This window comes from Noviherbaspirillum sp. UKPF54, from assembly GCF_007874125.1.
GTDB lineage: Bacteria > Pseudomonadota > Gammaproteobacteria > Burkholderiales > Burkholderiaceae_D > Noviherbaspirillum.
The window spans coordinates 540342-566608 of record NZ_CP040128.1 but is presented as its reverse complement, the minus strand read 5'-3'; the positions used below and the strand labels follow the sequence as shown (position 1 = coordinate 566608).

At 63.1% G+C, this 26267-nt stretch carries 16 protein-coding genes; 3 read left to right on the top strand and 13 right to left on the bottom strand.

Features of this window, described 5'->3' with window-relative positions; all coding sequences use genetic code 11:
* Positions 1-14: 14 nt before the first annotated feature.
* From tagH to FAY22_RS02605, 3 genes are all read right to left on the bottom strand, one after another.
* Complete coding sequence (tagH, locus tag FAY22_RS02615) at positions 15-1490, bottom strand: type VI secretion system-associated FHA domain protein TagH (protein ID WP_146328783.1); 1476 nt, start codon at positions 1488-1490, stop codon at positions 15-17.
* 362 nt (positions 1491-1852) lie between these two features.
* Entirely contained in the window at positions 1853-3370 is a 1518-nt protein-coding gene (locus FAY22_RS02610; protein WP_146328782.1) for an SEL1-like repeat protein, read from the bottom strand.
* A gap of 242 nt (positions 3371-3612) precedes the next feature.
* Positions 3613-4761, bottom strand: coding sequence for a GNAT family N-acetyltransferase (locus FAY22_RS02605; protein ID WP_168204743.1), 1149 nt, complete (start codon positions 4759-4761; stop codon positions 3613-3615).
* A gap of 362 nt (positions 4762-5123) precedes the next feature.
* On the opposite strand from FAY22_RS02605, the gene FAY22_RS02600 reads away from it, so the two are divergent.
* Both FAY22_RS02600 and FAY22_RS02595 read left to right on the top strand, forming a co-directional pair.
* Complete coding sequence (locus FAY22_RS02600) at positions 5124-6833, top strand: GMC family oxidoreductase (protein ID WP_146328780.1); 1710 nt, start codon at positions 5124-5126, stop codon at positions 6831-6833.
* Between the two features lie 142 nt (positions 6834-6975).
* Positions 6976-9714 carry a LuxR C-terminal-related transcriptional regulator gene (locus FAY22_RS02595; protein ID WP_146328779.1) on the top strand — a complete coding sequence of 913 codons (2739 nt, stop codon included), beginning with the start codon at positions 6976-6978 and terminating at the stop codon, positions 9712-9714.
* Positions 9715-9749: 35 nt separating this feature from the next.
* Here the strand turns inward: FAY22_RS02595 and FAY22_RS02590 are convergent, their stop codons facing one another.
* The 4 genes from FAY22_RS02590 to FAY22_RS02575 all read right to left on the bottom strand — a co-directional run bounded on the left by FAY22_RS02590 (position 9750) and on the right by FAY22_RS02575 (position 15635).
* The gene (locus FAY22_RS02590) at positions 9750-12155 is read right to left on the bottom strand and encodes a tetratricopeptide repeat protein (protein WP_146328778.1); all 2406 of its coding nucleotides are present in this window, start codon (positions 12153-12155) and stop codon (positions 9750-9752) included.
* A 50-nt stretch (positions 12156-12205) separates the two neighbouring features.
* Positions 12206-13732, bottom strand: coding sequence for a fatty acyl-CoA reductase (locus FAY22_RS02585; protein WP_246860637.1), 1527 nt, complete (start codon positions 13730-13732; stop codon positions 12206-12208).
* Between the two features lie 74 nt (positions 13733-13806).
* On the bottom strand, positions 13807-14814 hold the full coding sequence (locus FAY22_RS02580) for a DUF2156 domain-containing protein (protein WP_246860636.1): 1008 nt from the start codon (positions 14812-14814) through the stop codon (positions 13807-13809).
* A 173-nt stretch (positions 14815-14987) separates the two neighbouring features.
* Positions 14988-15635, bottom strand: a complete 648-nt coding sequence (locus FAY22_RS02575; RefSeq protein WP_146328775.1) for a class I SAM-dependent methyltransferase — start codon at positions 15633-15635, stop codon at positions 14988-14990.
* A gap of 734 nt (positions 15636-16369) precedes the next feature.
* Here FAY22_RS02575 and FAY22_RS02570 point away from each other — a divergent pair.
* The gene (locus tag FAY22_RS02570; protein WP_246860635.1) at positions 16370-17821 is read left to right on the top strand and encodes a wax ester/triacylglycerol synthase family O-acyltransferase; all 1452 of its coding nucleotides are present in this window, start codon (positions 16370-16372) and stop codon (positions 17819-17821) included.
* Between the two features lie 168 nt (positions 17822-17989).
* Here FAY22_RS02570 and FAY22_RS02565 read toward each other — a convergent pair whose 3' ends face one another.
* The 6 genes from FAY22_RS02565 to FAY22_RS02540 form a co-directional block, all read right to left on the bottom strand.
* Positions 17990-20641 (bottom strand): zinc-dependent metalloprotease, encoded by a 2652-nt coding sequence (locus FAY22_RS02565; protein WP_246860634.1) that lies wholly within the window; start codon positions 20639-20641, stop codon positions 17990-17992.
* A 43-nt stretch (positions 20642-20684) separates the two neighbouring features.
* Positions 20685-21842 (bottom strand): AraC family transcriptional regulator, encoded by a 1158-nt coding sequence (locus FAY22_RS02560; protein ID WP_146328774.1) that lies wholly within the window; start codon positions 21840-21842, stop codon positions 20685-20687.
* An 80-nt stretch (positions 21843-21922) separates the two neighbouring features.
* Positions 21923-22474: a DUF2059 domain-containing protein gene (locus FAY22_RS02555; RefSeq protein WP_146328773.1), complete on the bottom strand. Its 552-nt coding sequence runs from the start codon at positions 22472-22474 to the stop codon at positions 21923-21925.
* Between the two features lie 52 nt (positions 22475-22526).
* A complete protein-coding gene (locus FAY22_RS02550) occupies positions 22527-24167 on the bottom strand; it encodes an OmpP1/FadL family transporter (protein WP_246860633.1) in 1641 nt (546 codons plus the stop codon).
* 15 nt (positions 24168-24182) lie between these two features.
* Positions 24183-25208: a transporter gene (locus tag FAY22_RS02545; protein WP_146328772.1), complete on the bottom strand. Its 1026-nt coding sequence runs from the start codon at positions 25206-25208 to the stop codon at positions 24183-24185.
* Between the two features lie 53 nt (positions 25209-25261).
* Entirely contained in the window at positions 25262-26029 is a 768-nt protein-coding gene (locus tag FAY22_RS02540; protein WP_146328771.1) for a C39 family peptidase, read from the bottom strand.
* Between the last annotated feature and the right edge of the window lie 238 nt (positions 26030-26267).

Below are 26267 nucleotides of genomic sequence, written 5' to 3'. Positions count from 1 at the left end.
CCGGGCACGCCGGCCTAGCGGCGCTCCTTTTCCCCCAGGCGCCCGGCCTGCGCCTCGTATGCGCTCACGAATTCGCGGCCGAACAAGGCCTCGATGTCGCCCTGCGCTTCCCTTGAAACATCGGCATGCATTTCCTCGTACAGTTCCCACAACCTGGCCTTGCGATTCATCGGCAGCATGGCGTCGAACATCGACCGGCCTGCAAGGCGCCTGTTCATTTCTTCCGGGCTCAGGCGCTGCAGCACGCCCTGCAGCACAGCCTGCATTCCGGCCAGGATGCCGGACTGATGGGCGAGCAAGTCGCTCACGGCATCCTGCACGGCGTCGTCGGGTTTCATGTAGCCGCGCGTGGGGCGCGCCGTGAGCAAATGGGCCAGCGCCTCCGCCGCGTCGGGAGCGAACTTCAGCGGATTGTTTCCTTCTGAAGAAATGATGGTCATTTCCGCCCGCAGTTCCGCCTTGAACGCCGCGCGCGTCGCAAGCAGGTCGACGAAACCCTGTGCAAAACTGCGCAGCAGGGCGCCCAGGCGCAGCATCGTTTCTTCATCCAGCGCGCCAAGCGGCAGGTCGGGCAGCCCGGCGCCGCATAGCAGCGCCTGCGCCAACTCGGGCGAGGCCTGGGCAACGTGCCCGCCGTCGCCGGATTTGGCATCCAGCACCTTGCGGTTGAGTTCCTGCAAAAAGCCGGTGGTGCGCGACTTGGGTATCGGTACAAAGTCACGCCGATGCGCATGCGCCGCCCTGTTCACGAGTTCGGCGAGCCTGGCGGGCGAATCCGTCGCGGGCGCCCCGGGCGCGGACGGCGCATCCGGCCGCACCGTCGGCGTGCCCGGCTCGCTTTTGCCGACAATGACGGTCTGGCTGGTGCCTTCCGGATTGTCCCAGGAGCGAAATGCCGTGGCCGAGGCAGGATAGGTGGCGGCGACCTGATACGGTTCGCGGCCGTTCTCCGCATTGCCGGCGGGCGCCACCGCGCGTTCCCGCAGCGCATCCAGCACGGCGGGGCGCTGCGACAGATTCAGCTGCGTCGCTTCCGTGCCAGGCTGGGTGCGCATGCCCGGATCGCCGCGCAAAGGCGCCGGCTTGGTGTCGAACAGTTCGGAATCTTCGGCATGCGGCTTGCCGGTCGGTAGAGTGGAAAAATCGCCGGGCCGACGCGGCGCCACCTCGGTCCTGGTCTGCTGGAACTCGACGCGCAATACATAATCGCCGATATGCAGTTCGTCGCCGTCGCTCAATTCCGTCGACTGTCCGGCGGCGACCGGTTCGCCGTTGCGCTCGATCGGGTTGGCCGCGCCGCGCCCGAACAGTAAGAAGCGTCCGTCCGTCCACCGTATTTCCGCCTGCACGCGCGAGACATGCCGCTCCGGGTCGGGCAGGGAGAGCGTGCACTCCGAACTGCGGCCGATATTGCCGCCGGCTTGCGAGAACTCTGCCTCTGTAATGGTGTCGGGCGCACGCCCCCGGTAACGTAAAACACGGATGAGCACATTATCTCCCGGTCATTCCTGTACGTACGGTGCCCCCGACGCACCGCATCGCAGCCAGGCGCTGCACAGCCATGCGTCTGCATCGGCTGCAAAGCAGGCTGCATTTCTCCTCTTCAAGCTATTGGACAACGCCGGATGATAAGGGTGCGATGAGAAAGGTCCCAACCTATCGATGACAGAATCGGTCTTTTTCGATCGGGCAGCCATACGACTGAAGTATGAGAAGGCGCGCCTGACCGGCGTGCAACAGGCATTGCTCCGGCGGGGCGCGCACGCCATGCTTCAGTGACGCCATGCGCCGCGCAAAGAAAAAGCCCGGCAACGCCGTGCCGGGCCTTCGTTCCCGCCGCCGAATCCGGATGTCAGTGTCCCGAGGAGGCCACCGCCTGTCCGCGCGCGAACATCAGGCCAAGCTGGTATTGCGCCATCGAATGCCCCTGGTCCGCCGCCTTGCGATACCAGTGCGCGGCCTGCGCGAAATCCTGCCGCACGCCCATGCCGACGGCATACAGCTGTGCCAGGTTGTACTGCGCATTGACGTCGCCCTGGTCGGCCGCCTGACGATACCACTGCGCCGCCTGCGCGAAATCGCGCGTCACGCCCAGGCCTGCCTTGTACATGGTGCCGAGGTTGTTTTGCGCGGCGGCATAGCCCTGCTCGGCCGCCTTGCGATACCATTCCGCCGCCTCCGGGTAATCCTGCGCCGCGCCCTGGCCGCTGGCGAACAGCAGGTTGCCCACATGGTTCTGCACGTAGGCGTCGCCCTGGTAGCCGGCCTTGCGATGCCAGCGCATCGCCGCCGTGTAATCCTGCGGCACGCCTTGCCCGGCGAGGTACATGTTGCCCAGGTTGTGCTGCGCCAGCGCATGGCCCTGCTCGGCTGCCCGGCGGAACCACTGAGCCGCCTGCGCATAATCCTGCACCACGCCTTCGCCGTTGCTGTACATGAGGCCGAGGTGGTACTGCGCGCCGGAGTCGCCCTGGTCGGCCGCCCTGCGGTACCAGCCGAGCGCTTCGGTGTAATCCTGCTTCACGCCTTCGCCGTTGTGATACATGAGGCCGAGGTTGGTCTGCGCGCCGGCGTCGCCCTGCTCGGCCGCCTTGCGATACCAGTACAAGGCTTGCGCGTAATCCTGCTTCACGCCCAGCCCCTTGCGATAGATATTGCCGACGTTGTTTTGCGCGTAGGCGCTGCCCTGGTCGGCAGCCTGGGTGTACCAGTGCAGCGCGAGCTTGTAATCGCGCGGCACGCCCTGGCCGTTGATGTACATGTTGCCGAGATTGATCTGCGCCAGCGGATGTCCCTGGTCGGCCGCCTTGCGGTACCACTGCTGGGCCTGGTCGAAATCCTGCGGCACGCCCATGCCATTGTTGTACAACAGGTTCCCCAGCGTGAATTGCACGGTCGTGTAGTCGCGCGTCACGATGTTGCGGTACACGGGCAGGTTCGTCTCGTTTTCCTGCGTTCCGCCTTCGCCGTTGTCAAAGCGAACGCCGAGGTTGACCGGCGCGCTGGTATAGCCCTGGTCGGATGCCTTGCGGTACCAGTACACGGCCAGCTTGTGGTTCGGTGCAACGCCCTGCCCGGTGGTATAGGCATTGGCGAGGTTGATCTGTGCCAGCGCATAGCCCTGGTCGGCCGCCTTGCGGTACCACTGCACCGCTTCGCCGGAATCCTGCTTCACGCCCTCCCCCATGTCATGCATCCAGCCCATGTAATACTGCGCGCGCGCATCGCCCTGCTCGGCCAGCGGCTTCCATTCGCCAAGCGCGCTCGCGTAGTCGTTCCTGTTGTAGGCGGCGAGGCCTTCCACGAATCCGGCGTGGGCCGAAACGGAAAAAACGGAGGCGGCGAGGATGGGAACGAGCGAGTAGCGCATGTTTTCGTCACAAGTGTGGATTGATGATAGGCATTACTCCGTTGAGGAAAGATGCCGTAAGGATCTGAATAATATGACAACACTTGAAGGGCTCTCGCCGGTTTGCGCTGACACGCCAAGCCAAATATTTGGCCTATAGAGCCAATAGTTGATTGTTGGAACTATCGCGGGAGATGAGGTAAGGCACTGCTTGAGTTAGCACAAGCAGTGCACTTTTCCCGGGCGAAAAACAACGTCGGATTTCAGGAGCGGGCTGGACGAAGCTTGCGTAGTGCGTCCATGACGCTTGTCGCGAGGCGGGCCGCCGCATCGTCCCGGCCCTGCAACTCGTGCAGCCAAAGCTGGCCCTTGCGCCGGCAGCTACGGGCGACGTCGTCGAGTACCGTGCCGAGATACAGAAGGCGATGCCAATGCGAACGATAGACTGTCAGGTGGTCGAGGCCGCGCTCGACGCCGAGCAGGCGGAACTTGTAGTCGTTCCTGCCCCACAGGAAGTGGTATTCGGCGCCGCCGCGTTCGATGCAGGCGCATATGGTGAGGTAACAGCACAGCGTGCCGAGGCGGTATTCGTTGTATGCCGGGTCGTGCGCGATCAATTCCAGAAAATAGTTGTCGCCGACCTGGTAATTGATGGTGCCGGCGCAGACACGGCCGTCGATCAGCAGCACGCTGAGCAATCCGCACTCGCGCGCCAGGCGCAGGATGCGCTGCTCCTCCTGTGCACCGACGCCGGCGGTCTTGCCCTTCTCCGCCATTCTGGCGCCGTTGAGCCGCACCAGCTCGCGCACATGCCGCTCTTCGATTTCGTCCCCGGCGATGATGCGGTGCTCCAGGGATGGGAAGCTGCGCTTCAGTTTGTTCAGGTAGCGCTTGATGTAATTGCGGGTCGAATTGCCGAGGCTGTCCAGGTACGCCACGCGGTTCTGCGGCAGCGACAGCACGATGTCTTCGAGGCAGTTATAGCGGTGATGGGGAAAAGACAGCTGGCGCGTGTCGGGCTGGAGCGCATGGAAGCGGACCAGATCGAGCGTGCGGTCGGTGGAAAACAGGTGGCTGACGAAGCGCTGCAAGGCGGCGCCGTCGATCCGTATGCCTTCGTTGAGCACGCGCGCTTCTCGTTTCGCGCGCTGGTACAGGAAGAGCGCGGAGATGTCCTGTCCCCTGCGCTCGACGTAGGTGCTGGTGGGCGCATCCAGCGCGCCGGCGATCCTGAACTCGCGCAGCGACGAATAAATGTTCCCGTACAGGCGCACCAGCTCTGCTTCCACAAACGGCGGCACCTCGTTCTCGTGGCAGGTCACGCCGCAGGCATCAGCAACCGGCGCCTGCGCCGGCACGGCAAGCGCCTCCGTCATTGTCGTCATCGATGCATTGATCGGCGCTTCGCTCATGTTCATCCTCGCCTCCCCATGAATTTCACCTTGTTTGGGTGATACGAGAAGCAAGAGTTCATCGGTGCCCAGGCCGGAAATGCGTTTGTTTGCGTAGCCACAAAAGTCGTGCCTGAGGTTAGCGAACGGCCACCCGGAGACGGCACCAGAAGGCTCATGCCATACAACAATTTGTTTCACCCATCCGCATCTCCATCCTTTCGGATGGTGACGTTCGCGCCTTCGCTTCCTACTCTGGATCGAGACAAGGCGACGCAGTTCGTCGAGGCATGCCAGGGGCCGGAGAAATCCATGCCGCCTGTTGCGCCAGGTCGGCAAGCCCGTTCCACCTGCGCGCAACCAGGCAACAACAGGAGACAAGCATGTTCGACTACGTGATTGTCGGCGGGGGCTCCGCCGGCTGTGTACTCGCATCCCGGCTGAGCGAAGACCCCGAGGTAACGGTATGCCTGCTGGAAGCCGGTCCACCCGACACCCATCCGATGATCCACATGCCGATGGGCATATTGTGGATGATGCACAGCAAGGTGCTGAACTGGCATTTCCAGACGCGCAGCGAGCCCGAACTCGGCGGCCGCCAGCTGTTCTGGCCGCGCGGCCGCACCCTGGGCGGCTGCAGTTCGAGCAATGCAATGTGCTACATGCGCGGGCATCCGTTCGATTACGACACCTGGGCCAGCCTCGGCAATCCGGGCTGGTCGTTCAATGACGTCCTGCCCTATTTCAAGCGCGCGCAGCACCAGGAGCGCGGCCCCTCCGACTTCCACGGCGCGGGCGGCCCGCTCAACGTGGCCGATATCCGTTCGCCGAACCCGCTGTCGCACGTCTTCGTCGAAGCCGGCCAGCAGGCCGGCCTCCCCTACAACGACGATTTCAACGGCCCCGAACAGGAAGGCGTCGGCCTGTTCCAGCTGACCCAGAAGAATGGGCACCGCTGCAGCACCGCGCGCGCCTACCTGGACCCGGCGCGCGCGCGGCCGAACCTGGCCGTCATCACCGATGCCCATGCCAGCCGCGTACTGTTCGACGGCACGCGCGCCATCGGCGTCGAATACCTGCAGCAGGGCCGGCCCAGGCAGGTGCGCGCGCACCGCGAAGTGATCCTGGCCGCCGGCGCGATCCAGAGCCCGCAGCTGCTGATGCTGTCGGGCGTGGGCGAAGGCGCGGCGCTGCACGCCGCCGGCATCCCGGTGATGGCGCACCTGCCTGGCGTGGGCAAGAACCTGCAGGACCACCTCGACGTGATCATCGTCCACACCTGCACCAAGCCGGTGTCGTGGGGCATTACCGGGCGCAATCTTTTGCGCGGCGCCTGGGATGCCTTCCGCTACGTCACCGCCGGCCGGGGCATGTACACCAGCAACGGCGCCGAAGGCTGCGCATTCGCCAAGAGCGCCGCGCACGAGCCGGTGCCGGACCTGCAGTTCCACTTCACGCCGCTGCGCCTGTCCCACCACGGCCGCAAGCTCGGCTTCCTGATGGGCGACGGCTATTCGCTGCATGTGTGCAACCTGCGCCCGAAGAGCCGCGGCGAGATCCGCCTGGCCGGCCGGGATGCGCTGGCCAAGCCGGACATCTTCGCCAATTACCTGTCGGCGCCGGAAGACATCGAGCACATGGTCAAAGGGGTGAAGCTGGCGCGCAAGATCCTGGCGGCGCCCGCCTTCACTCCATACCGTGGCCGCGAAATGGTGCCGGAAGCCGATTGCACGACCGACGACGACATCCGCCGCTTCATCCGGCAGCGTGCCGAAACGATCTACCACCCGGTCGGCACCTGCAAGATGGGCAACGATCCGATGGCTGTGGTCGACGCCGAACTGTGCGTGCATGGGCTGCAGGGCTTGCGCGTGGTGGATGCCTCGATCATGCCGACGCTGGTCGGCGGCAATACCAATGCGCCGACGATCATGATCGCGGAGAAGGCGAGCGACCTGATCAGGCGCAGCCGCCTGGCCAGGACCGACATGTCGATTCCCTGGGCCGAGGCGGAGACCGCCCGCATCCTGGCGCAATACACGACGCCGGCGGCACCGGCCACACCTGCCACACCCGCGACACCGGCGGAATGACGCACGGCTTCATGGGCAAGCGCCGCTTGCCCGCCGGATAATCCGGCGCGAACCGAAAACTGGCTATCGGTCAAAGCCGTGGCCTGGCGCGTTGCTATGCTGGCCGTATCATCGTCAGCCAGGCCGACCGCGCCAGCGCCCCATGAACCAGTTGTCGCTGCCCTCTCCCGGTTATGCCGCGCCCGCGGGCGCGGCGGCCGTCGCGCTCAACGTCACCAAGTTCCAGCCTCCGGTGGCAGGCCGCGGCGGCGTGCCGCGCGAACTGCTGCTGGCGCGGCTGGAGCGGCACGCCGACGTCCACCTGGTCCTCCTGCTGACGCCGGCCGGATATGGCAAGACCACGCTGATGGGGCAATGGATGAACCGTATCCTGCGGCGGCGCGGCCAGGCGTGCTGGCTGACGCTGGATCAGGCGGACAACGACCCGGCGTGCCTGATGTGCTATCTGTACGGCGCGCTGCATCCCTGGATGCGCTCGGTCGCGCCGGGCTCGGACGACGCGGCGCTGGTGGCGTCGTCCGACTGGATGTCGGTGCTGGACCGGATCGGACCGGACAGCGCGCCGCTCACGCTGTTCCTCGACGAATTCGAACAATTGACGAGCGCCGCGTCGATGCGTGTCGTCAAGCTGCTGGTCGAGCGCCTGCCGCGCCAGGTGCGGCTGGTAATCGGCAGCCGCGACAAGCCCGCGCTCGGCCTGGAGCGCTATCGCCTGCGCGGCGAACTGCTGGAGCTGACAGCAGCCGACCTGCGCTTCGACGTCGCCGAAACCGCGCGCTTTTTCGGCAGCCGCATCGCCGAACCGGTCGGTGGCTGGACCATCGAAAAAATGCAGGCTGTCACCGACGGTTGGCCGGCCGCCCTGCAGCTGACCGCGCTGGCCGCGCGCAACGGCGGCGACCTGGAACGCTATGCGCACGACCTGTCCGGCAGCCTGGCGCACATCGCCGACTACCTGGCTGAGGATGTGCTGAACGCGCAGCCGCCCGAAGTCAGGATGTTTCTGCTGGAAACCTGCACCCTGCCACGGCTCTGCGCCGGCGCCTGTGACGCCACGACCGGCCGCGACAATGCGCGCCACATGCTGCAATACCTCGAACGGCACGGCCTGTTTACCGCGCCGGTCGACGACAGCCGCCACTGGTATCGCTATCACCCCTTGTTCGCCGAATTCCTGCGGGGTCAGCAGGCGCTGACGTTCCCGTCCGCTGCGGTGCGCGAGCTGCACCGCAGCGCGGCCCGCTGGTTCGCACGCCACGGCGCCTCCATCGAAGCGGTCGACCTGTGGCTTGCGGCCGGCGACCATGCCGCCGCCATGCGCGAAATGACGGGCTGCGCGCGCGAGCTGGTGATGCAGGCGCAGTTCGGCATCATCCTGCGCTGGCTCGACCGCCTGAGCGACGCGGCGCTCGACGAAGCCGGCCCCGAACTGATGCTGGCTGCGGCCTGGGCCTGTGCCTTCGGCAACCAGAGCGAAGCCGCGCTGCGCTGGCTGGCCCGCCTCAAGCCCGCCCTCGGCGCCGCCGGCGGCACGCTGCACGATGAATGGACGGCGCTGCAAGCTGTCCACATGGCATTGTGCGGCGACACCCGCGCCGCGCTGGCGAGCGGCCTGGCGAAGTGGGAAAAAATCGATGCCGGCCACCGTTTCGCCGCCGGCGCGCTGGCCAACGTGATCTCCTACTGCCTGATGCAGGAAGGCGATTTCGCGCGGGCGCGGACCTTCTCCGATCGCGCAAGGCGCTGCAACGAAGATATCGGCAGCGCGCTCGGCCTCGGCTATGCGATGGCGCTTTCCGGCTTGATCGAGTCAATGCAGGGCAACCTCGATGGCGCGCTGGAGCAATGCCGGGAAGTGGGAAAAATGGCGGCGATCAGGTTGCGCCAGCCCTGGTTCGATCCCGGCCACGTCAATGCCGCTTCGGTCGGGCTGATCGCCGGCGTGCTGTACGAAAAGGATCGCCTCGATGAGGCCGAGGAACTGCTGCAGCGCTATCTTCCGTTGATCATGCACCAGCCCTCGCCCGACATGCAGCTGTTCAGCTACATCGTGCGAACGCGCATCAGGACCGCGCAAGGCGACCTGGAAGGCGCAGTCGCCGCGCTGGACCAGGCCGCGAGCCACTGCGCAGCATGGCCCTCGCCGCGCGCGCGGCGGCTGTTCGACTGGGAACGGGTGCGCCTCGACCTGTTTGCCGGACGGGACGAAGCGGCCCTGGCGCGCGCGGCCGCCCTGGAGCGCATGGAAGACGGCGCGGCCGGCGGGCACGGGAACCCGTATGTCGAGGAACTGTTCGGCGCCGGCATCGAATCGGTCCGCTGCGCCATCGTGCGCGGCGATCTGCGGCGGGCGACGCAAAGGCTGGAACAAGAAATCGCGTGCGCGACCGCGCAAGGCCGGCGCTGGCGCCTGCTGAAGCTGACGCTGCTGCATGTGCTCGCCCTGGATGCCGGCGGAGCGCCCCAGGCGGCCCGTGACGCGCTGATGCGGGCGTTGCAGATGGGAGCAGCGATGGGCGCACGCCGCAGTTTCTCCGAGTATGGCTCGCGCATCCCGGCCCTGCTGTCAGCGCTGCCGCCGCAGTCGTTCGCCATGCTGCCCGACGCAGAACTCGTGCTGGCCTACTGGCGCGACCTGCGCGGCGAATCGCCTGCCGTGCTGCGCCCCGCCGTGGGGGACGGCATGCCCCTGAGCGAACGCGAGCGCGCCATCCTGGCGCTGCTGGCAACCGGCATGGGCAACGAACAGCTCGCCCGGGCCGTGTTCCTCTCCGTTAACACCGTCAAATGGCATGTCCGCCGCATCCTGGAAAAACTCGATGCGCGCAACCGCAGCGAAGCGGTGTTCATCGCCCGCAACCGCGGCCTGATCGACACCTGAAACGCGCGGCGTGGCGGCCGGGAAGCGGAGTTTCCCTATCCGGGCACGGCAAATCCTTCTGGCGCGTCGCCTCTCTGGTGGCGCTCCCACATGTGAATGTAGGCATCCTCGATGTGGCGGCAAAAGCGCGCGGTGTCAAACAGCGGAAAGACGGCGCGATTGGCCGCGAGTTTTTCCCTGATCTGCGCCAGGCGCGACGGCGAGAAGGCCAGCAGCATCGCCAGCTCTTCATATTGCTCCAGGCTTTTCGTCACCAGCTCCGGCAGGCCGATGGCGTGCAGCAGGCTGCCCGCCACGCGCCCGGCAAAGGACTTGCCCAGGCAGGTGAGCACCGGCAGCCCGGCCCACAGGGCGTCGCTTGCCGTGGTATGCGCATTCACGGGCAAGGTATCCAGGAACAGGTCGCCCAGCTTCATGCGCGCCAGATGCTCGTCCTGCCGCATCCTGTTCGCAAAAACCAGCCGCCCGGGGTCCACCTCGCGCGCCGCCGCTTCGCGCCGCAGGCTGGCGGAAGCCGCGCGATTGTCTTCGAGCAGCCACAGCACGCTGCCCGGCACCTTCCGCAGCAGGCGCATCCAGACGTCGAATATCGACGGCGTGATCTTGTAGCTGTTGTTGAACGAGCAGAACACGAAACCGGACTCCGGCAATGCCGACTGGCCGCGCGCCGGCGCGTCCGGCGCGATGGCGCGCTTCGAGTCCGTCGCCTGGTAGGAAGCGGGCAGGTAAACCACCTTTTCCGTATAGTGCTGCCGTTCGTCCTCCGGGATGACATGCCGGTCGGCGAGAATATAGTCGATGTAGTCCGCCCCCATGGTGCCGGGATAACCGAGGTAATTGACCTGGATGGGCGCGGCGCGCTGCGCGAGAATGCCGGTCCGATTACCGAAAGTGAATCCCTTCAGGTCGACCGCGATGTCGATTTCCTGCTCGCGCATCAGCTGCGCGACCTCGGCGTCGCTTTTCTCCCGCACATCGATAAAGCGATGGAAGGCATGAAGCAGCCGCTTGCGCATTTCGTCGTTCGCATCCGGGCCGAAGGAGACCGCGCTGATCTCGAAGCGCTGCCTGTCATGCGCCTCGAACAACCCGGCCATCAGGTAAGCGGTCGCATGATCGTGAAAATCGGCGGACAGGTAGGCGACGCGGATCTTGTCGCGCCGCGGGCGCTGCACCTGCCAAGCCGGAGCGGCACGCGCGGGAAACAGATCGGCGGCGTAAATTTGCGCGCAGCGCTGCTGATCGGCGGGCGAATCGGAGGCACTGAGCAATGAAAATGGCGTGGCCGCCTTCTTCCCGGCCCGCACCATCTGGACCAGGCGCTCCTTCAGTTGCGCATGCTGCGACCAGTCGCAGCAGCGCAGCAGGCAGGAAAACAGGCTGCCGGATGCGTAATCCTCTTCCGGCGCGCGCTGCAGCAGCCTGGCATAAGCCTGCGCCGCCTGCTCGAACCTTCCCGACACGAACAGGATGGCGGCGTAGTTCCCGAGCGCTTCCCTGAAGTCCGGACTGGAGCGCAATGCCTGCTCGTAACTCGCCAGCGCTTCGTCGAACCGGTGCAGGTTCCTGTAGGCGTTGCCGCGGTTATTGTGCGCATCGGCGAAATCGGGCTGCAACGCCAGCGCCCTGTCGCAGCTGGCAAGCGCCTCGGCGTTGCGGTTCAGCGCGCTCAGGGCAATCGCGCGGTTGTTGAACGCGTCGGCGAATTCCGGGTTGCGGGCAAGGGCGCGCTCATAGCCGGCGAGCGCCTCGGCATAATCGCCCAGGGCCGCGTACGCCAGCCCGCGATTGTTGAGCGCTTCGGGGCTGTCCGGGTTCAGCGCCAGCACGCGATCGAAGTCCGCAACGGCGTCTTCATAGCGATGCAACAGGAGCCGCGCCGTTCCACGGCTTTGCAGCAGGGCGACATCGTCCGGCCTGATCCGCAGTGCGCGCTCGCACGCCCTGAGCGCCTCGTCGTGCCACTTCAGGCCCAGCAAAGCGTCGGTCAGCGCGTAATGCAGCTCGATCGTTTCAGGCCTGAGCTGCAGCGCGCGCTCGTAGCATTGCAGCGCCTCGGCGTGGCGGCCCAGCTGTCGCAATCCCGTCGCCAGGTTGCACAGCGCGGGGACCTGGCTTGCGTCGATCTCCAACGCCCGGCCGATCAGTTCCACGCCGGCCTGCGCCTGCCCCTGCTGCAACGCGATCAGCCCCATGTAGTGCAAGGCATCGAAATGCCGGGGATGCAGGCGCAGGATGTCGCGGTAAATCGCCTGCGCCTGCGCCAGTGCGCCCTTCTTATGCAGCGCGACTGCTTCCTTCAGGCGGCCGTCGACCTCCGGGATGGCGTCCTGGCCGTCGCGCGAGGCGGGATGCGAAGCGACGGGCGCCGTCACTTCCGGCATGCGTCGCATCCGCTTCTGCCTGACGAACATGGCGAGAATATCCGCCAACGGCATCATCCCTGCCCTCCCTGAAGAAGTTCAATCGCACGGTGCTCATTCCCCGGCGCCTATCGCGCCGCCTGCGGCGCCGGCAAGGCCACGCCCGCCGGACTGCTTGCCGCAGCGGCCTCCCGGCGCCGCAATGCGTAGCGGTTCAAGCCGGTCATGTGGATGCGGCACAAATAATCCGGCCAGTTGATCAGTCGCGCGTCCACCGGAAAAAGATACCCTTCCTCCGATCCGAAGCGCTGCGCCAGCGCAAGCAGTTTGGCGTTATGAAAACGGTAGCGCGGCTGTGTGTAAAAGGAGAACGTGATCGCGAGCGTGCGCGTGGTGCGCAATGCTTCGAGCGACCTCGATGCGCCGCCGGCGCCGAGCAGGCGCTGCGCCGCGCTGCGCACGCCGACCACCACGCCCATGCATCCCATCATCAGGCGGAACGTCGTGTTGTTCACCACGCGGAAATCATGCTTGGGCTCGCTGTAGAACAAGCGGTCGTATGCTCGCCAGTTGCGCTTGGACTCTCCTTCCAGCAGGCGGATGACGTCGCCCATCAGGATCGGATTGCCTGAACCGCTGCAGCATTGATAGATGCGATGCTGCGCCGGTTCGGCGATGGCTTCCGCCGTCGTCAGCAAGATGCTGTTGGCGACCAGGTCGGCGGGAATGATGTCGATGACGCCGTCGGTCTTGGCGGGGAAAAAGCTGGTTTTTCCGCGCGCATAGGCCAGGATGATCGCATCGGCGACCTTGACGCCCTCGATCCATCCCGGCGCCGGTTCCTGCAGCACGCTTTCGATGATGGACGGGCGCAGAATGCCGAGGGCGCGGCCATGCATGCCGCGCATGGCAAGCTGCTCGCCCATCCATTTCGTGAACGTGTAGGTGTCGTTCCAGCCATGGCGGTTCGACTCGGCGATGCCTAGCTCGGTCAGGCGCCGCTCCAGCAGCTTGGGGTCGCGCACCCTGGCCTTGATGCGCTCGATCTTCTTTTGCAGCTTGCCGATCAGCGCCTCGACGTCGTAGTACCCGTCGCGATGGCGGGGAATCGCGGCGCCGGCCGGCTTGACGATCTGCTCGCGCATCTCGCCCCGGTTGTAGCCGTTGACGTAACAGGTCGATATCTGAACGAGCGGCGCATCGGCGGCGCGCGCCAGCGCGGTGAGATGATGCAGGCTCAAGGTATTGATCGCCAGCGCCTGGTCGAGCGGCTCGCGGAAATTCACGCTGGCGGCAGCATTGATGATCACGTCGACCCGCCCGGCCAGCTCGACGAACTTACTTGCAGGCAGGCCGAATCCCGCTTCCGTGACTTCGCCCGTCAGGCATTCGACCTTGTCGGCAAAAAAACGCTCCAGGAAGTCAGGCTGCTCTTCCCTCAACCTGTCGAACACGGACGAAGTGGCGATCTCCCGCTCGAAACGTTCGCGCGCGCCGTCGCCTCCCCGGCCGCCGCGGATGAGCAGGATCAGGCGGCCGACATCCGGCACGGCGCGGATCAGTTTTTCCAGCACCACCTTCGCCAGAAAGCCGGTTGTGCCCGTCAACAGGATGCGCTTGCCGGACAAGGCCGTCCGTACGCTCAGATTCTGCATTGGTTGTTTCATCTTATTTCTCTCAATCGGACAGGCTGCCCGGCCGGCGGCCGCGGCATGCGTTGCTGAAGCAGTCAAATGATGCGCGTCAGGCGGAACAAGGCAAACATTGCAAAGCCGGGCAGCGCGTTGCGGTGGCAGCAGTACGTCTTTTCGACAGTGCCGTGGAAGCGCGACTTGGCGAATTCAAGGCCCTTGAAGTTGTACAGGAAGTCCATGCGTTCCCGGATCACCGACATCACGCTGCGCAACAGGCGCGACTCTTGCGGCTCGACGGTATCGGCCAGCATCAGCGGCACCAGTCCCAGATCGATGTACGCCACGCCCTCTTCCTTGAAGACCTCCATCGCGTGCGCCATCAGGGCGTACCACAAGCCCTGCTTGAAGTTGGCGGACGACCTGGAGATGTTCGGAACGTAGCTGACCAGCCTGCCGTCGCGGTAGATCGGATCGAAGAACACGAAGCCGACCGCTTTGCCGCCCAGGCAGGCGTAGAAATAACGGGTGCCGTCCCTGTAATCGATCAGCATCGGCCGGATCAGGAAGCGGATTTCATTGTTCTTGCAGCGCCGGGTGCGGATCCAGGCCTCGGATATCTTCTTGACGTCATGATCGAATCCGCTTTCGCGGATCTCGATCCCCTGGTTGCGGGCCTGGTTGACCGCGGTGCGGATGATCTGTTTCTTCGCGCCGCGCAGCGACCAGGTCGCGAGGTCGATCTTCGATTCGCTGCCGAACTGGGTGCCGTAGAAACCGTAGCGATAATGGAGATGATCGACCACCGCCTTGCTGACCTGCACGAACACCGCGTCGGGGAACTCGGCAATAAAGCGATCCAGCATCAGTTCGCGGTGCTTCGGATGGCACACCGGGTCGGCCAGCGCGAACCGCACCCCGTAATGCCGGGCATAGGCGATGTAGCCGATGCCCGGCATATCGAAATACGCCAGGTCCGGCTGCATCGTCGAAAAGGCCATCGAGTGCGAGCCGAACTGCTTCAGGCACGCGCTGCGGCGCACCATGTCTATATGCGTGACGCCAGTGGCAATAGGCCTATCCAGCGCAAAAGCCTGATCAGTCATGTCGACCTCCATATATGCGGCAAGCTGGCATCGGAATGCGGTGCACGCGATGGCGGCAGGACGGGCGAGAAATCAGCTCAGTCCGTTTGTCCCCTCCTGCCGCGCATGCGTCCTTGCAAGTTCATGCAATGCACATGTGACCGGCAGCGCGCCATACCCCCGCTTCCTTCGCTTCAGACAGGCTTTTTCCCAAGGACGGACCAGTAGCAGTTCAGCATCAGCAAGCGAAAATGCTTCTGCTCCCGGATATGCAATCCGAGTCGTCGCATCGACTCCGGATAGTTGTAAATGTTGTGGACCGCATTGCCGGCGAACAGCCAGAAAAACAGCACCGCGCCATACCAGTAGGCGACCTTGAAGGCGCGCGAAAAGAGATTGCCGGTCGGGTAGGAGAAATCGCCGACGACCACGTGCGCCCCCGGCTTGCCGAGCTTGATCAGGTGCTGCAGCACACGCACCATCATGTCTTCGCTAAACACGTTGAGGAAGAAATTGGCGACGACCATGTCGTACTTTTCGTACTCATCCACCTTCATGATGTCGCTGTGCACGCGCCGGATTTTCACGGTGACGCCTTCCTTTTCCAGATTGCGCTGGAAATTCCGCAGCATCGTTTCCGACAGGTCGACGACCGTCACGTCCGCGCCAAGCTTCGCCGCATGCACCGCGTCCCTTCCGTGGCCCACGCCGGCGAACAATACCTTGTCGCCCGGCTTCAGATGCTCCAGCATGGCCACCTTGCAGTGATGAATCGAATTTCCGCTATAGACCGCGCTTAACAAGTCGTAAATCGGGCCAACTATCTTGTACTTGTCTTTCATGGCTTGATCCTCAGGTTTTTCCAACCTTTTTGTTTGTAGCAATGCCAGCGGATGTTTTCGCCGGCACGTCTCCTCGAAATGAAACCGGCCCTGCTTCAGCCTCGCGTCATCGCATCGGCGTTGCTCGCGCCAGAGACTGAATTAGAGTTCTACCTCGATCCCCGAAATGCACAGCCCCGATCATCATGAAAGGGCGCGCCGTTTATTAGCATTTCATTAACACAGGGAACGTTTAGATTAAGCCAATATCCGGAATAAACATCGCGCGTCACCATGGCCTGGGAAGCCAAATTTGTGACCTTGAGAGTCAGTTTTCCTGGGGCAAAAGACCACTGCGATTAGATTCTTTTTATTAATATCTTCCCGGAAAGTTCACCCGGAATCCGCGTCTCCGCTGACTCTTAAAGCCAACCATTTGGCCCATAAAGACAATGAGGTGCGGCCTGTGCGTTGGCGGTTTCGCATTACCATCAATCGGGCCGGCGTTGCGTTTTTTGCATTTTCTTCCTGCTGTCTTACCAGCGCCGGCGGTTTGGAAAATGGCTGCCGCCACTCGTTCCGATGACGGGCCTGGCGGCGAGACATCCCTCTTTAAAAAATGCGCATGGACCAGGCATGCAGGTTTCCGAAGGCGGACCCGGGATCGCCGGCCTCGCTTCGGGACAGGACAAGCCGCCGTGCAGCACGACAAAAAGCGCCGCAGCTCAAAGACGCAAACACCGGAGACACCGATCGTGAAACATCCTATTTCCGCGCCACTCGTGGCCGAGCAGCAGGAACACCGCGTTCAGCCAGACTGCATGAACGATGCCGCACAAGCTGCGCAAAACATGCAGTCGGCCATGACGCGGCGCGACTATGCCTGGTACCGGATGGACACGAATCGGAACCTCATGGTGATCAACAGCATTCTCCTGTTCGAGGGGCCGCTGGACATGGCGCGCCTGATTTCAACGGTCGCGCACCGGTTGCCGAATTACCCAAGGTTCACGCAGAAAGTCGTGACACGCAGGGGAAAGCCGTACTGGACCGAAGACCTGGCCTTCAACATCCTTAACCACGTCAAGCTCGAAAAGATCGGGCATGAAGTCACGCGCCAGGAACTCCAGGCCCACCTCACCGTGCTGGCGCATGTGCCGCTCGACGAGAACCGGCCGCTATGGGAAATGACCGTGATCGACCAGGTCGAAGGCGGGTATGCGATTGTCTTCCGGGTCCAGCACTGCATTACGGACGGGCTTGGCCTGGTCCATGTGCTCAATCATCTCACCGACGACAACGACAGCCATGGCAGGAGCCCGGCCGCCGAGGGGCACCCGCACCGCGCCCAGCCGGTCCTCCACCCGGTATGCTCGCGCGTGGTCAAGGGCGTCTCCTGGTTGAAAATCGCCGCCCACGTCACCCGCCTTGCCTTGCTGCTTCCCGATGCGAAGACAAGGCTCAAGGCCCCCCTGGCAGGGAACAAGCAACTGGTGTGGCTGCCGCCGCTCGCCATGGATCAGGTCAGGGCCATGGCAAAGAGGATGGGCGTCACGCTCAACGATGTATGGGTGGCGGCCGTTTCCGCCGCCTTGCGCCAATACCTGGCGGAACGCGGCGAACGGGTCGAGGGAAAATCGATACGGGCGGCAGTCACGTTCAACTTGCGCGAAAAGGCGAACGCCTTCCAGCTGGGTAACGAGTTCGGCCTGGTGGCAGTCGAGCTGCCCACCGACCTGGACGATGCAGTGCAGCGCCTGCGCGAATCGAGCCGGCGCATGACCGCCATCAAAAAGTCGCATCAGCCCAGGGCGACCATGGCCTTCCTGTCCATCGCCGGCTGCCTGCCGCGGATCTTGCAGCGTTTTGCGCTGAACCTGTTCACCTCGAAAGGTTCGGTCGTCTTGACCAACATAGAAGGTCCCGCCAGGCCGCGCTATCTGGCAGGCTCAAGGATGACCGACCTGATTTGCTGGGTGCCGCAGGCTGGCATGATCGGCGTCGGACTCGCGTTCATTTCCTATGCCGGCCAGATCCAGCTGGCCCTGTTTGTCGACACCGACATGGTGCCCGATCCCGAGCGGCTGATGACATTGACCCAGGATGCCTTCGCCGAACTGGAGCGGGCGACGCGGGCTTCTGCAGAGCACGTTCCTGCGCCGGCCGCGGACGGCGAACTCGCCACGCAACTGCCCAGCGCTGCCTGAGCCCCGGCCGGGGCCGGAACTCGCGCCGTTTCATCATTGCCGCTGCAAGCCGCGCTTGCGCCGGTGCCGCATGCATCGACGATAAAACAAACCTGATCTTGAAAATGAAAAGCTGGGACAGCGCCGCTGCCCCAGCTTTCTTATCGTTCTTATTTAACGGCCGCCTTGCTACACATTGGCGCGCAACAACGGCGCCTTCAACGCGTCGTCCAGGGTATTGAGGCTTTCGTTCAGATGCGCCCTGGCTTCCCTGCTCATCGGCTTGTTGAGCGCGGCGTGGATTTTCCCCTGCAGTCGAATCGCGTTTTCGCGTTGCAAGCTGCGCACCTCGGCCAGCACGCCGGGCCGCAACAGCGCGCCGGCAACGCGCTTGAGATGCTCGCGCTGGAGATTGCGGCGCAGGCGCGGAATCTCCTTGCCGCTCTTGAGCTCGCTCCAGATGGCGTCTTGCAACGCGTCGTAGAGCTCGCTCAGCGACAGCAGCTTCTTGCCATCGACGACCTTTTCCTGCGCATCCAGCAGCCGTGAGGCGACCGGATCGGACATCAGCTGGTCGAGCGCCGCGACCTGCACCGCCAGCACGCGGCTGGCAACCGAAATGTCCCGGCTGTATGCCGGATCGAAATGGTCGACGCCAAGCCGGCTGATCAGGTCGGGCGGGAACTTGAAGCTGTCCACGTTGAACAAGCTGTCGTTGATCAGCGCCAGCGCCTCGCGCTGGCTTTCCGCGGACACCGGGGTAAAGGTCGCGCGCGGCGTGCCGGCATGATCGCGCACGAACTTCTCGCCGCCGATATATTTGACGGCCACCGGCACCGTGCTGGCGAACTGCGTGAATCCATAGTCGAAGCTGTTGCGCAGGCTCTCGTAGCTCTCGCCCGGTTTCAGCTGCCGCGCCTGCAGGCGCGACCAGAGTTCGCGCGACAGGACCAGGCGCTTCCTGAAATACGCCAGCGGGTCGCTGCCGAGGTCAAACACGTTCACCTCCGGGTCGGCCACGCTCCCTCCCGCGTCCTCGTCGGTGCCGTAGGCCAGTTGCGGTTCGTTGGAGCGCGCGGCGATCTTTTCCAGCTCCTGTTTTTCCCGCGCGCCATCGATGGGCTTGTACGCATATTCGATCGCCCAGTAATCGTACGGCCCCAGCGTCGACATCGCATACTCGCCTTGCCTTTCGCCTTTGGCTGCGATATTGAAAGGCGTGTAATCCATGATCGAACCCGCCATGCCGTTCTTGCGGGTGAATTCCGGGTCCTGGATCTGGCTCAGGCTGTAAGCCGTGGACGACCTGAAATTGTGGCGCAATCCGAGCGTATGGCCGACCTCGTGCATGACCACCTGCTTGACGTATGCCTGTGCCAGCACGTCGGCTTCGTGTGTGCCCATTTCGACTTCGCCGCGCGCCTGTAGCAAGCCGAGCGCGAATCCCATTTCATGGGCCGCTTCGTGCGCGAAGTCGCAATGCGTGGGGCTGAGCGTCAACGGGTGACCGATATTTTCATTGATCATGCGCCGCGCGCCGCGCGCATAGACGTCGGACATGCCGATGTCGGCGTCCAGGATTTCTCCGCTGCGCGGATCGACCTGCGACGGGCCGATCGCAAAGCCGGCGTCGGCGCCGATGAACCAGCGTATCGATGCATGGCGCGCGTCGAGCGTGTCGAAGTCGTCCTTCTCGGTCTGCTGCTTGACGACGATCGCATTCTTGAAGCCGATCCGCTCGAATGCCTTGTTCCATTCGAGCACGCCTTCGGCGACCGACTTGCGGTACTTCTCGGGGATGTTCTTGTCGAGCCAATAGACGATCGGCTGCTTCGGCGGGGACAATTCGGCCTTCGGGGCGGCCTTTTCCAGGCGCCAGCGATTCACGTAATGCACCGCCGTCTTCATCGTGACGTCGTCGGAAAAATCGTAGCGCGTGGTCACCGTATGGCCGATCCGGTCGTCGGCCACGCGGGCATGCATGGGCTCGGCCGGCAGCGGCGCGAAACTGTAGTAGAAGCCGATGAAGAAACTGCGCGGGTCCGGCGTCGTGCTTGGCAGGCTAGGCTGCATCGCTCCATTCTGCGCGGCCGTCGGTGCCGCTATTTTCGGCACGAAGAAATGCGCATTGACCTGGAATCCGGCAAGGGATTCGTCCACGCGCACCTTGCCAAAGCTGCTGTTGGCCGGATCGATCATATACGGCTGGTGATACGCCGCATCGAGCTGGGTCGCATAGCCGGGGATGTCGCCGAACAGCAGCGCGCTGGCGTCGATCAGGATCGCCTTGGTCTGGTGGTGCGGCGTGCTGGCCACCGGCACGCTGGCCAGCAGGCTGTCGGAAAATGCTTGCTTGACCGCGATTTCCTGGGGCGTGCCGGCTTGCGCGGTGAATTTGGTGTTCTTGGCGACCAGTTGAATATGGTTGCCCACCCGCTTGAATTCAGCCATGTGGCTGCCAAGCATTTGGCTGCCGTACAGGCGACGCTCACCGATGCCGTTGGAAACGTTGACCGAAAAGAAGAACGGTTTTTCCAACTGCTCCGGCCTGATCTCCATCCAGACTTTTTCATCCTTCTGATACAAGGTGAAAAAGCCCTTCATTTCCCTGGCATCCTTGACCAGGTACTCGTACGGTTTGAGGGCGGAAGGAGACAGTCGGGCGACCACCGCTTCCGAGGTGGCGAGGGCAATGGCGGCTGCGAAATTTTGCGCCGACGTCTGGGCTGTCTGAGCCGTTTGCGGCGCGCTATCCTGCGCGCTCGCCACGCTTCCCAGCGCCGGCGCCAGGCCGGCGGCCATCGTCAACAAAAAGCGCGTGCGAAACAGCAATGCTGGCATGGCAATCCTTTGTCTAACCTGAGTCGGTGAAGCCGGTCCGCGCTTATTCGGACCAGGCTGCATACACTTCGGAGTCGTTGCGGCCGCTGGCGTTGACGGCGTCGCGCGGCGAGCATGCTTCCCCGCCCTCGAACAGGGCCGCGCCCTGCTGCAACTGCTTCGGCGAACGCCCGAACCAGCGCTTGCAGGCCCGACAGAACGCGCTCGGCTCGGAGAACCCGAGCTGGAAGCTCATCTTCTTCAACGACAGCTCGCCCTTGCTGAGGTATTGATGCGCCAGCTCGCGCCGGGTATCGTCCACCAGCTTGGTGAAGTTCGTGCCCTCCTCCGCCAGCCGCCGCTGCAAGGTGCGCTCGCTCATCCTCAACTGCTTGGCCACGTCCTCGCGCAAGGGCTCGCCCTTGGGCAGCATCCCCGTAAGCAGCTGCTGCACCCTGGAGCTGAAACTGACGCTCGGTCCGGCGCGCTGCGTCTGGTCCATTTTCGCCAGCATGCGGCGCGTCCAGTCGCGCTGCGACTGCGCCAGTTCCGCCAGCATGTTCAGCGCCCAATCCGCCGCCATCGGGCGCGCGGTGGTAATCGGCGCCGCCAGGTCGGCATTGTCGAATTCCATCGCGTTGGCCGGCATGTCGAAGCGCACCGGGCATCCAAACGCCTCCGCATAAGCTTGCGCGATTTGCGGCTGCTCGGGTTTCGGAAAGGCGTAGGTCACCAGCGCCGGTTTCAAGTCGCTGCGCGCCGCCGCGCATTGTATGGTGCGCAGTACCATGCACCAGACGAAGTCGTAGTACTGCTGGGGCGAGTTGCGCTGGCGTCCCTGCAGGTACAGGCCGACCCGAACGCGGCCGGACACATGTTCAATCGTGCTCTGTATGGCGGGCGATACCAGCGGCGTGTAGCGCACCAGGTTTTCGATCGCCGACCTGACGTCCGGCGACGCCCGCAGGATATGGCCCATCAGCCCGGAGCGGTCCAGCGGCTGCGGCGACGACACTTTCAATCCGATCAGGGCGTCATCGGACGCATGCATGACCAACTCCCACAAGTGGCTCAGCTTGTCGGACAGTGTCAAAGCGTCGTCGGCAATGCATTCGCCGTCGGCAAGCCCCGCCTGCCTGAACAAAGCGTCAACCTCGAAATGACGCTCGGCCAGGCGGGCCTTGATGCTGTATACCAGATCTATCGCTGACGAGTACCTCATGTTGTCCCCTCACCAAAGATGCATTCGCTGTCCAACGCGGTTTCGCTACCCTTCATGACCTGCAGCGCTTCCAACACCGCTCAGGGCATGGCAGCGGTGCGCAGACGCAGGCCGATGCGCTGCTTCAGATCCGTCAGCTTGGGATCGATCGTCGGGCCGACGTCGCTGGCGACCTTCTGCCCCAATTCTTTTTCCATCTCGGGCAGCAGCGCCTCGTATTTTTTCTTCAATGGCGACTCCAGCATGGCGATAATCTGACGCAGTTCGTCTTCGGTGAACCGTTCGGCCAGCAAAGGCACTACCGTCACCGGAATGAATTTTTCCGCGCTTTTCTGAACGATCGGGCTGTTTTCGTCGACGAATTTCTTCGCGTCGGCACTGATATCCTTCAGCGCAGCATCCTGCTTGCTCGCAGCGACACGTCCCTGGAGCACGGCATTCGCCTGCTGCATGGCGTCGGCCACAGGGCGCAGAAGCATTGCGTGCGCGACCGAGTCGGAATGCGCCAACTGGGCGACGCGCTTGGCGAGCTCCAGCTTGGCCGCGGATGGCGCTGCCTTGGCGGGTTCGGCTGCATACGCTACAGCGGCGCTGGCTGCGATCACGACAACTGCAATAGCTGATTTGAACATGGGCAGTACTCCTCTATAAAATCAAAACAAATCCCGATGAAGCATCGGCTCGTCAGAAGCGTTTGGTGAAATTGAAGCCAAGGTATTTCACGCGAATGCCGCCTGAAACATCCATCCCCGCGTAGGGGTTGTAGACCGCGTTGAAAAATTTGTCGCAGTTCAGATTGCAGCTCGAGTTGGCCGGCGCATTGAAATCTCCCTTGAGGTAGCTGGCAGCGACGTTAATCTCGGTATCCCGGTCGATCTTGAGATTGAATCCCATACCGTAGAGCTTGGTATCCGGAAGAAGCGTCATCAGGGAAATTTTGTCGGCAGGGATAGAACTCTTGCGCGGCTCGTAGCCGAAGCGCAGCGTCAGCTTCTTGGTCGCCTGCACCTGCAGCCCGAAACCCCAGTGCACGACGCTGCGAAAGCCGGTATTCATCGTGAACTTGCTCGGGTCCGTGATACCCAGGATGCGGCCGGCTTCCAGCAGCTTGATGCTCTGGTCGAACTGGAGGGTCAGGTTGTCCCACTCGTTCCACTTGGAGTAGTTCGCGTCCACGTTGAACTGCACGCGCTTGACCGGCTTGAATTTGAAACCGACCTGCCAGTGGGATGGAAATGGGACGGTTGCGGTCACATTCCCTTTCTGCACCTCCGGGATCGAGGTCGGCATGCCAGTTACCGCGGCGGCAATCGGCCCCAGCAGGCTGGCATACATCCCCTCGACGAATTTGCGCATCATCGGGTCGGTGCGGATCTCGTACGTGCCCGTATGCACGGCCTTCGAGCCCCCCTGGTAAACCACGCCCATCGCGAACCAGTCCTTCGGCTCCCATAGCACGCCGAGGTTAATGGTGGGGTCGATCGGCGCGGTCATGTCGACATTGATGTTCGCCACCCGCTTGAACGGATTGATCCGTCCTTCCGGGCCGCCGCCGCACAAACCGAAGGCAAAGGTGTCGACCGGATTGCCGCTGTCACTGCACCAGCCTTGCTGCAGCTTGCCGATAATGCCCAACAATTTGTTCGGCATGCGCACGTCCGTATTAATCACCATGGCCTGGTGCGATATCGGCACGGATGCGCCGATGCTCAGCGTGTCGGACACCTGAAAGCCTACCGCCGGCGACAGCAGTGCCAGCCGCTGCATCAGCATCTTCCTGCCGTCGTACCGCATCGGATCGTTCGGATCCTTGGTGTGATCGACGGAGAAGACCGATTGCGGATACGTCAGCGTTCCGAATGTGAACGGGGAACCGTCATTGTTGAATGAAAAGCCCATCGTGGCCGCGGCGGCGGCCGGCAAGCGCCAGCCGGGCAGCCCGTATCCCGGAACGTACAGGTTGAGCCGCGTCGGTCCGCCGGTAGTGCCGTTCAGCGGGTCATTCTTGAAACCCCCAATGTCGAAGTCGTCCGGCTGATGGAACTTTGCCGTGGTCTTGAGGCTCGCCAGAAATATGTTATGGAACTCCTTGTCGCCCTTCACACGCGCCAGGCCGGCCGGATTGAAATGGATCGATTCGATCCCCGGCGGGTCGGCAGTAACGGCATTGCCCAAGGACATAGCCGTCGCGCTGGTTAATAGGTTTTCATTCAATGCAGCATGTGCGGCCAGCGGCATGCCGGCACTCAGAAAGGAAACCGCCGCCAGTGCCAGCCCGGTTCGCGCCCGGGGGCGCGTATTTCGCCGTGTGAAGGTGTGATCCATCGCAGTCGCTTCCGGTCAGAATTCCACTGGCAGGCTCAAGCCAAGGGTGAAGTTGGGAGAATCGGCTGTCAGGCCGATACCCGCAGTCAGGTTGACCGTGGTCTTCGGCGATACGCGCACGCCGAGACCGAAGCTCATGACGCCGCCGGTCTGGAGCTTGGTCTTGCTGGTCGTGCCATCGGCAAAGGTGAGCTTGGTGGGCGACGAAATCGATTCGCTGATCGAGAACGACGTCGTGATGTCGTAGGAAAGCGCGTATGCGAAACCGAGGCCGAAGCCGAAGCTGTTACCCGGCGCCACTTTTTTCAGGATGCTGCCGTCGCTGCGGATCTGGGAAAGATGCTTGGCCGGCAGGTTGTAGGTGTAACTGATGTTCCCGAACAGGGCGACGGGATCGATCACGTGGTTCAGGCTGACGCCGCCGGTGAAAGACGTATATCCCGACCCGGTTGCCACACCCTGGTTGGCATCGACCTTGAACGGGCTGCGCCCGGTAGGCAGGCGGACACCGCCCGTCAGGGTCAGTTGCGGCTTGCTGCGCTGGACCTCGAAGGGCTGGAAGCGCGCGTTAATGCCGATATCGCCGAGCGAATGCGACAATCCGCTGAACGACGGATTTTCCGAATACTTGCTCATGATCGGCAAGCTCAGGCTGGCGGTCAGGTTGTCGCGCACGCCGTAGTCGACGGTGAGCGTGTTGGTGATGGTATGCGAGCTGTCGTTCTCGATATTGAACAGCGTGAGCGTGCCGGTGTCCTTCGAAAAGTTGGCATTGATCTTGTCCTGGCCGATATAGGTGTAGCCCAGGTCATAGGTCGCCGCCAGCTTGCCGCGCTTGAGCAGCGAATACTGCTTGTCTACCGCCGTCAGCGTCTGCTTGAGCAGCGTGGTCTGATCGGTGTCTCCCTCTTGCTGCTTGAGCGCCTCGCGCGCCGCCGCGGTGCCCGGCGCGCCCGCACTGGCCTCCGTCCCGGTTTGCTGCGCATGGACCGGCAGCGAGAGCGCAGCAGCGATGACCCCAAGAAGTGGATATTTTTTCATGACGACTCCCTTGTAGTGGTTGTAATAGCCAGGCAAGAATTCCGGCCGCGAGATTACTGCTTGCGAACGTACACGCCGCCGAAACCCGAATTGATTGCGCGCTCCAGGCGGTAGGTGGTTGCCACCGATGATTGGAGAGTTGCAGAGTCCTTGACGCGATCCATGTCGAATACGCCCAGCTCCCTGTCGGTCAATGCAAGCTGGCCGGCCGCCGGCTTTGTCTTGGGCGGGTAAACGATGAACAGCGTGTTGCGGTCCCAGTGCTTGGCGAAGTCGCTGACCGAGAACACATAGTTGCCTGTGGATGGATCGGCGATGTACACCAACCCGTCGCGCAGGCCGCGAAACACCACGAAATGCTTGAAGCCCGCGTAGTCGATCGGCACGATGGCCGGCTGGTCCAGCGTTTCGAGGTCCTTCACTTCAGCTCGGAAACCGGCGCTTTCAACGCCGAGGGAAGCCACATAGCGCTTCATGTCGAGGAGAGAAAAGCCGCGGCGCTCGACGATCTTTTCTTTTTCGCCGCGTTCGAGCATGCCTTCCATGCTCTGCTGTTCGGTCACGTCCAGGCCGACGTGATATTTCAGGAGCGTCACCAGTGCGGCCGAACCGCAGCTGTAGTCGTACGCCTGGCGCACGATATGGCGGTATTTCAGTTCGGAATACGGCTCGACCTTCACCGTTTGCACGATCGGTCCCGCGCCGACCATCTTTTGCGGCAAATCGATCTGCCCCTGGAGCCGATCGGCGGGTTCGTGCTTTGACCACACACCGGAACCACCAATGAGCGCGGCTACGGCGCCCAGTATGATCATGAGCATGTCTTCATCCCCTTCATGTCCTCTCCTTGATGTCGCTACCTTGCGATGTCGCGATGTGTCCCGCGATCATCTCGGGAAGCCTGGCTGGCCACGCTTCCTGTGACGCTAAGTCGTTCGCAATTCCGGGTGTTTTCTATCCGTGAGTCAAATGTCAACAAAACTGCGAAGTGGCATTAATGTAAGAGGGAAATTGACTTACCGAACTCGTCCGATCGGACGATATCTGCTTGTGAAGTAT

Bases quoted from the DNA above. Each gene is read 5' to 3' on its own strand.
- FAY22_RS02560 (WP_146328774.1), bottom strand. From the start codon at position 21,842: ATGAGGTACTCGTCAGCGATAGATCTGGTATACAGCATCAAGGCCCGC.
- FAY22_RS02580 (WP_246860636.1), bottom strand. From the start codon at position 14,814: ATGACTGATCAGGCTTTTGCGCTGGATAGGCCTATTGCCACTGGCGTC.
- FAY22_RS02590 (WP_146328778.1), bottom strand. From the start codon at position 12,155: ATGATGCCGTTGGCGGATATTCTCGCCATGTTCGTCAGGCAGAAGCGG.
- FAY22_RS02565 (WP_246860634.1), bottom strand. From the start codon at position 20,641: ATGCCAGCATTGCTGTTTCGCACGCGCTTTTTGTTGACGATGGCCGCC.
- FAY22_RS02545 (WP_146328772.1), bottom strand. From the start codon at position 25,208: ATGAAAAAATATCCACTTCTTGGGGTCATCGCTGCTGCGCTCTCGCTG.
- FAY22_RS02600 (WP_146328780.1), top strand. From the start codon at position 5,124: ATGTTCGACTACGTGATTGTCGGCGGGGGCTCCGCCGGCTGTGTACTC.
- FAY22_RS02605 (WP_168204743.1), bottom strand. From the start codon at position 4,761: ATGAGCGAAGCGCCGATCAATGCATCGATGACGACAATGACGGAGGCG.
- FAY22_RS02550 (WP_246860633.1), bottom strand. From the start codon at position 24,167: ATGGATCACACCTTCACACGGCGAAATACGCGCCCCCGGGCGCGAACC.
- FAY22_RS02595 (WP_146328779.1), top strand. From the start codon at position 6,976: ATGAACCAGTTGTCGCTGCCCTCTCCCGGTTATGCCGCGCCCGCGGGC.
- FAY22_RS02610 (WP_146328782.1), bottom strand. From the start codon at position 3,370: ATGCGCTACTCGCTCGTTCCCATCCTCGCCGCCTCCGTTTTTTCCGTT.
- FAY22_RS02555 (WP_146328773.1), bottom strand. From the start codon at position 22,474: ATGTTCAAATCAGCTATTGCAGTTGTCGTGATCGCAGCCAGCGCCGCT.
- FAY22_RS02585 (WP_246860637.1), bottom strand. From the start codon at position 13,732: ATGCAGAATCTGAGCGTACGGACGGCCTTGTCCGGCAAGCGCATCCTG.
- FAY22_RS02575 (WP_146328775.1), bottom strand. From the start codon at position 15,635: ATGAAAGACAAGTACAAGATAGTTGGCCCGATTTACGACTTGTTAAGC.
- FAY22_RS02540 (WP_146328771.1), bottom strand. From the start codon at position 26,029: ATGCTCATGATCATACTGGGCGCCGTAGCCGCGCTCATTGGTGGTTCC.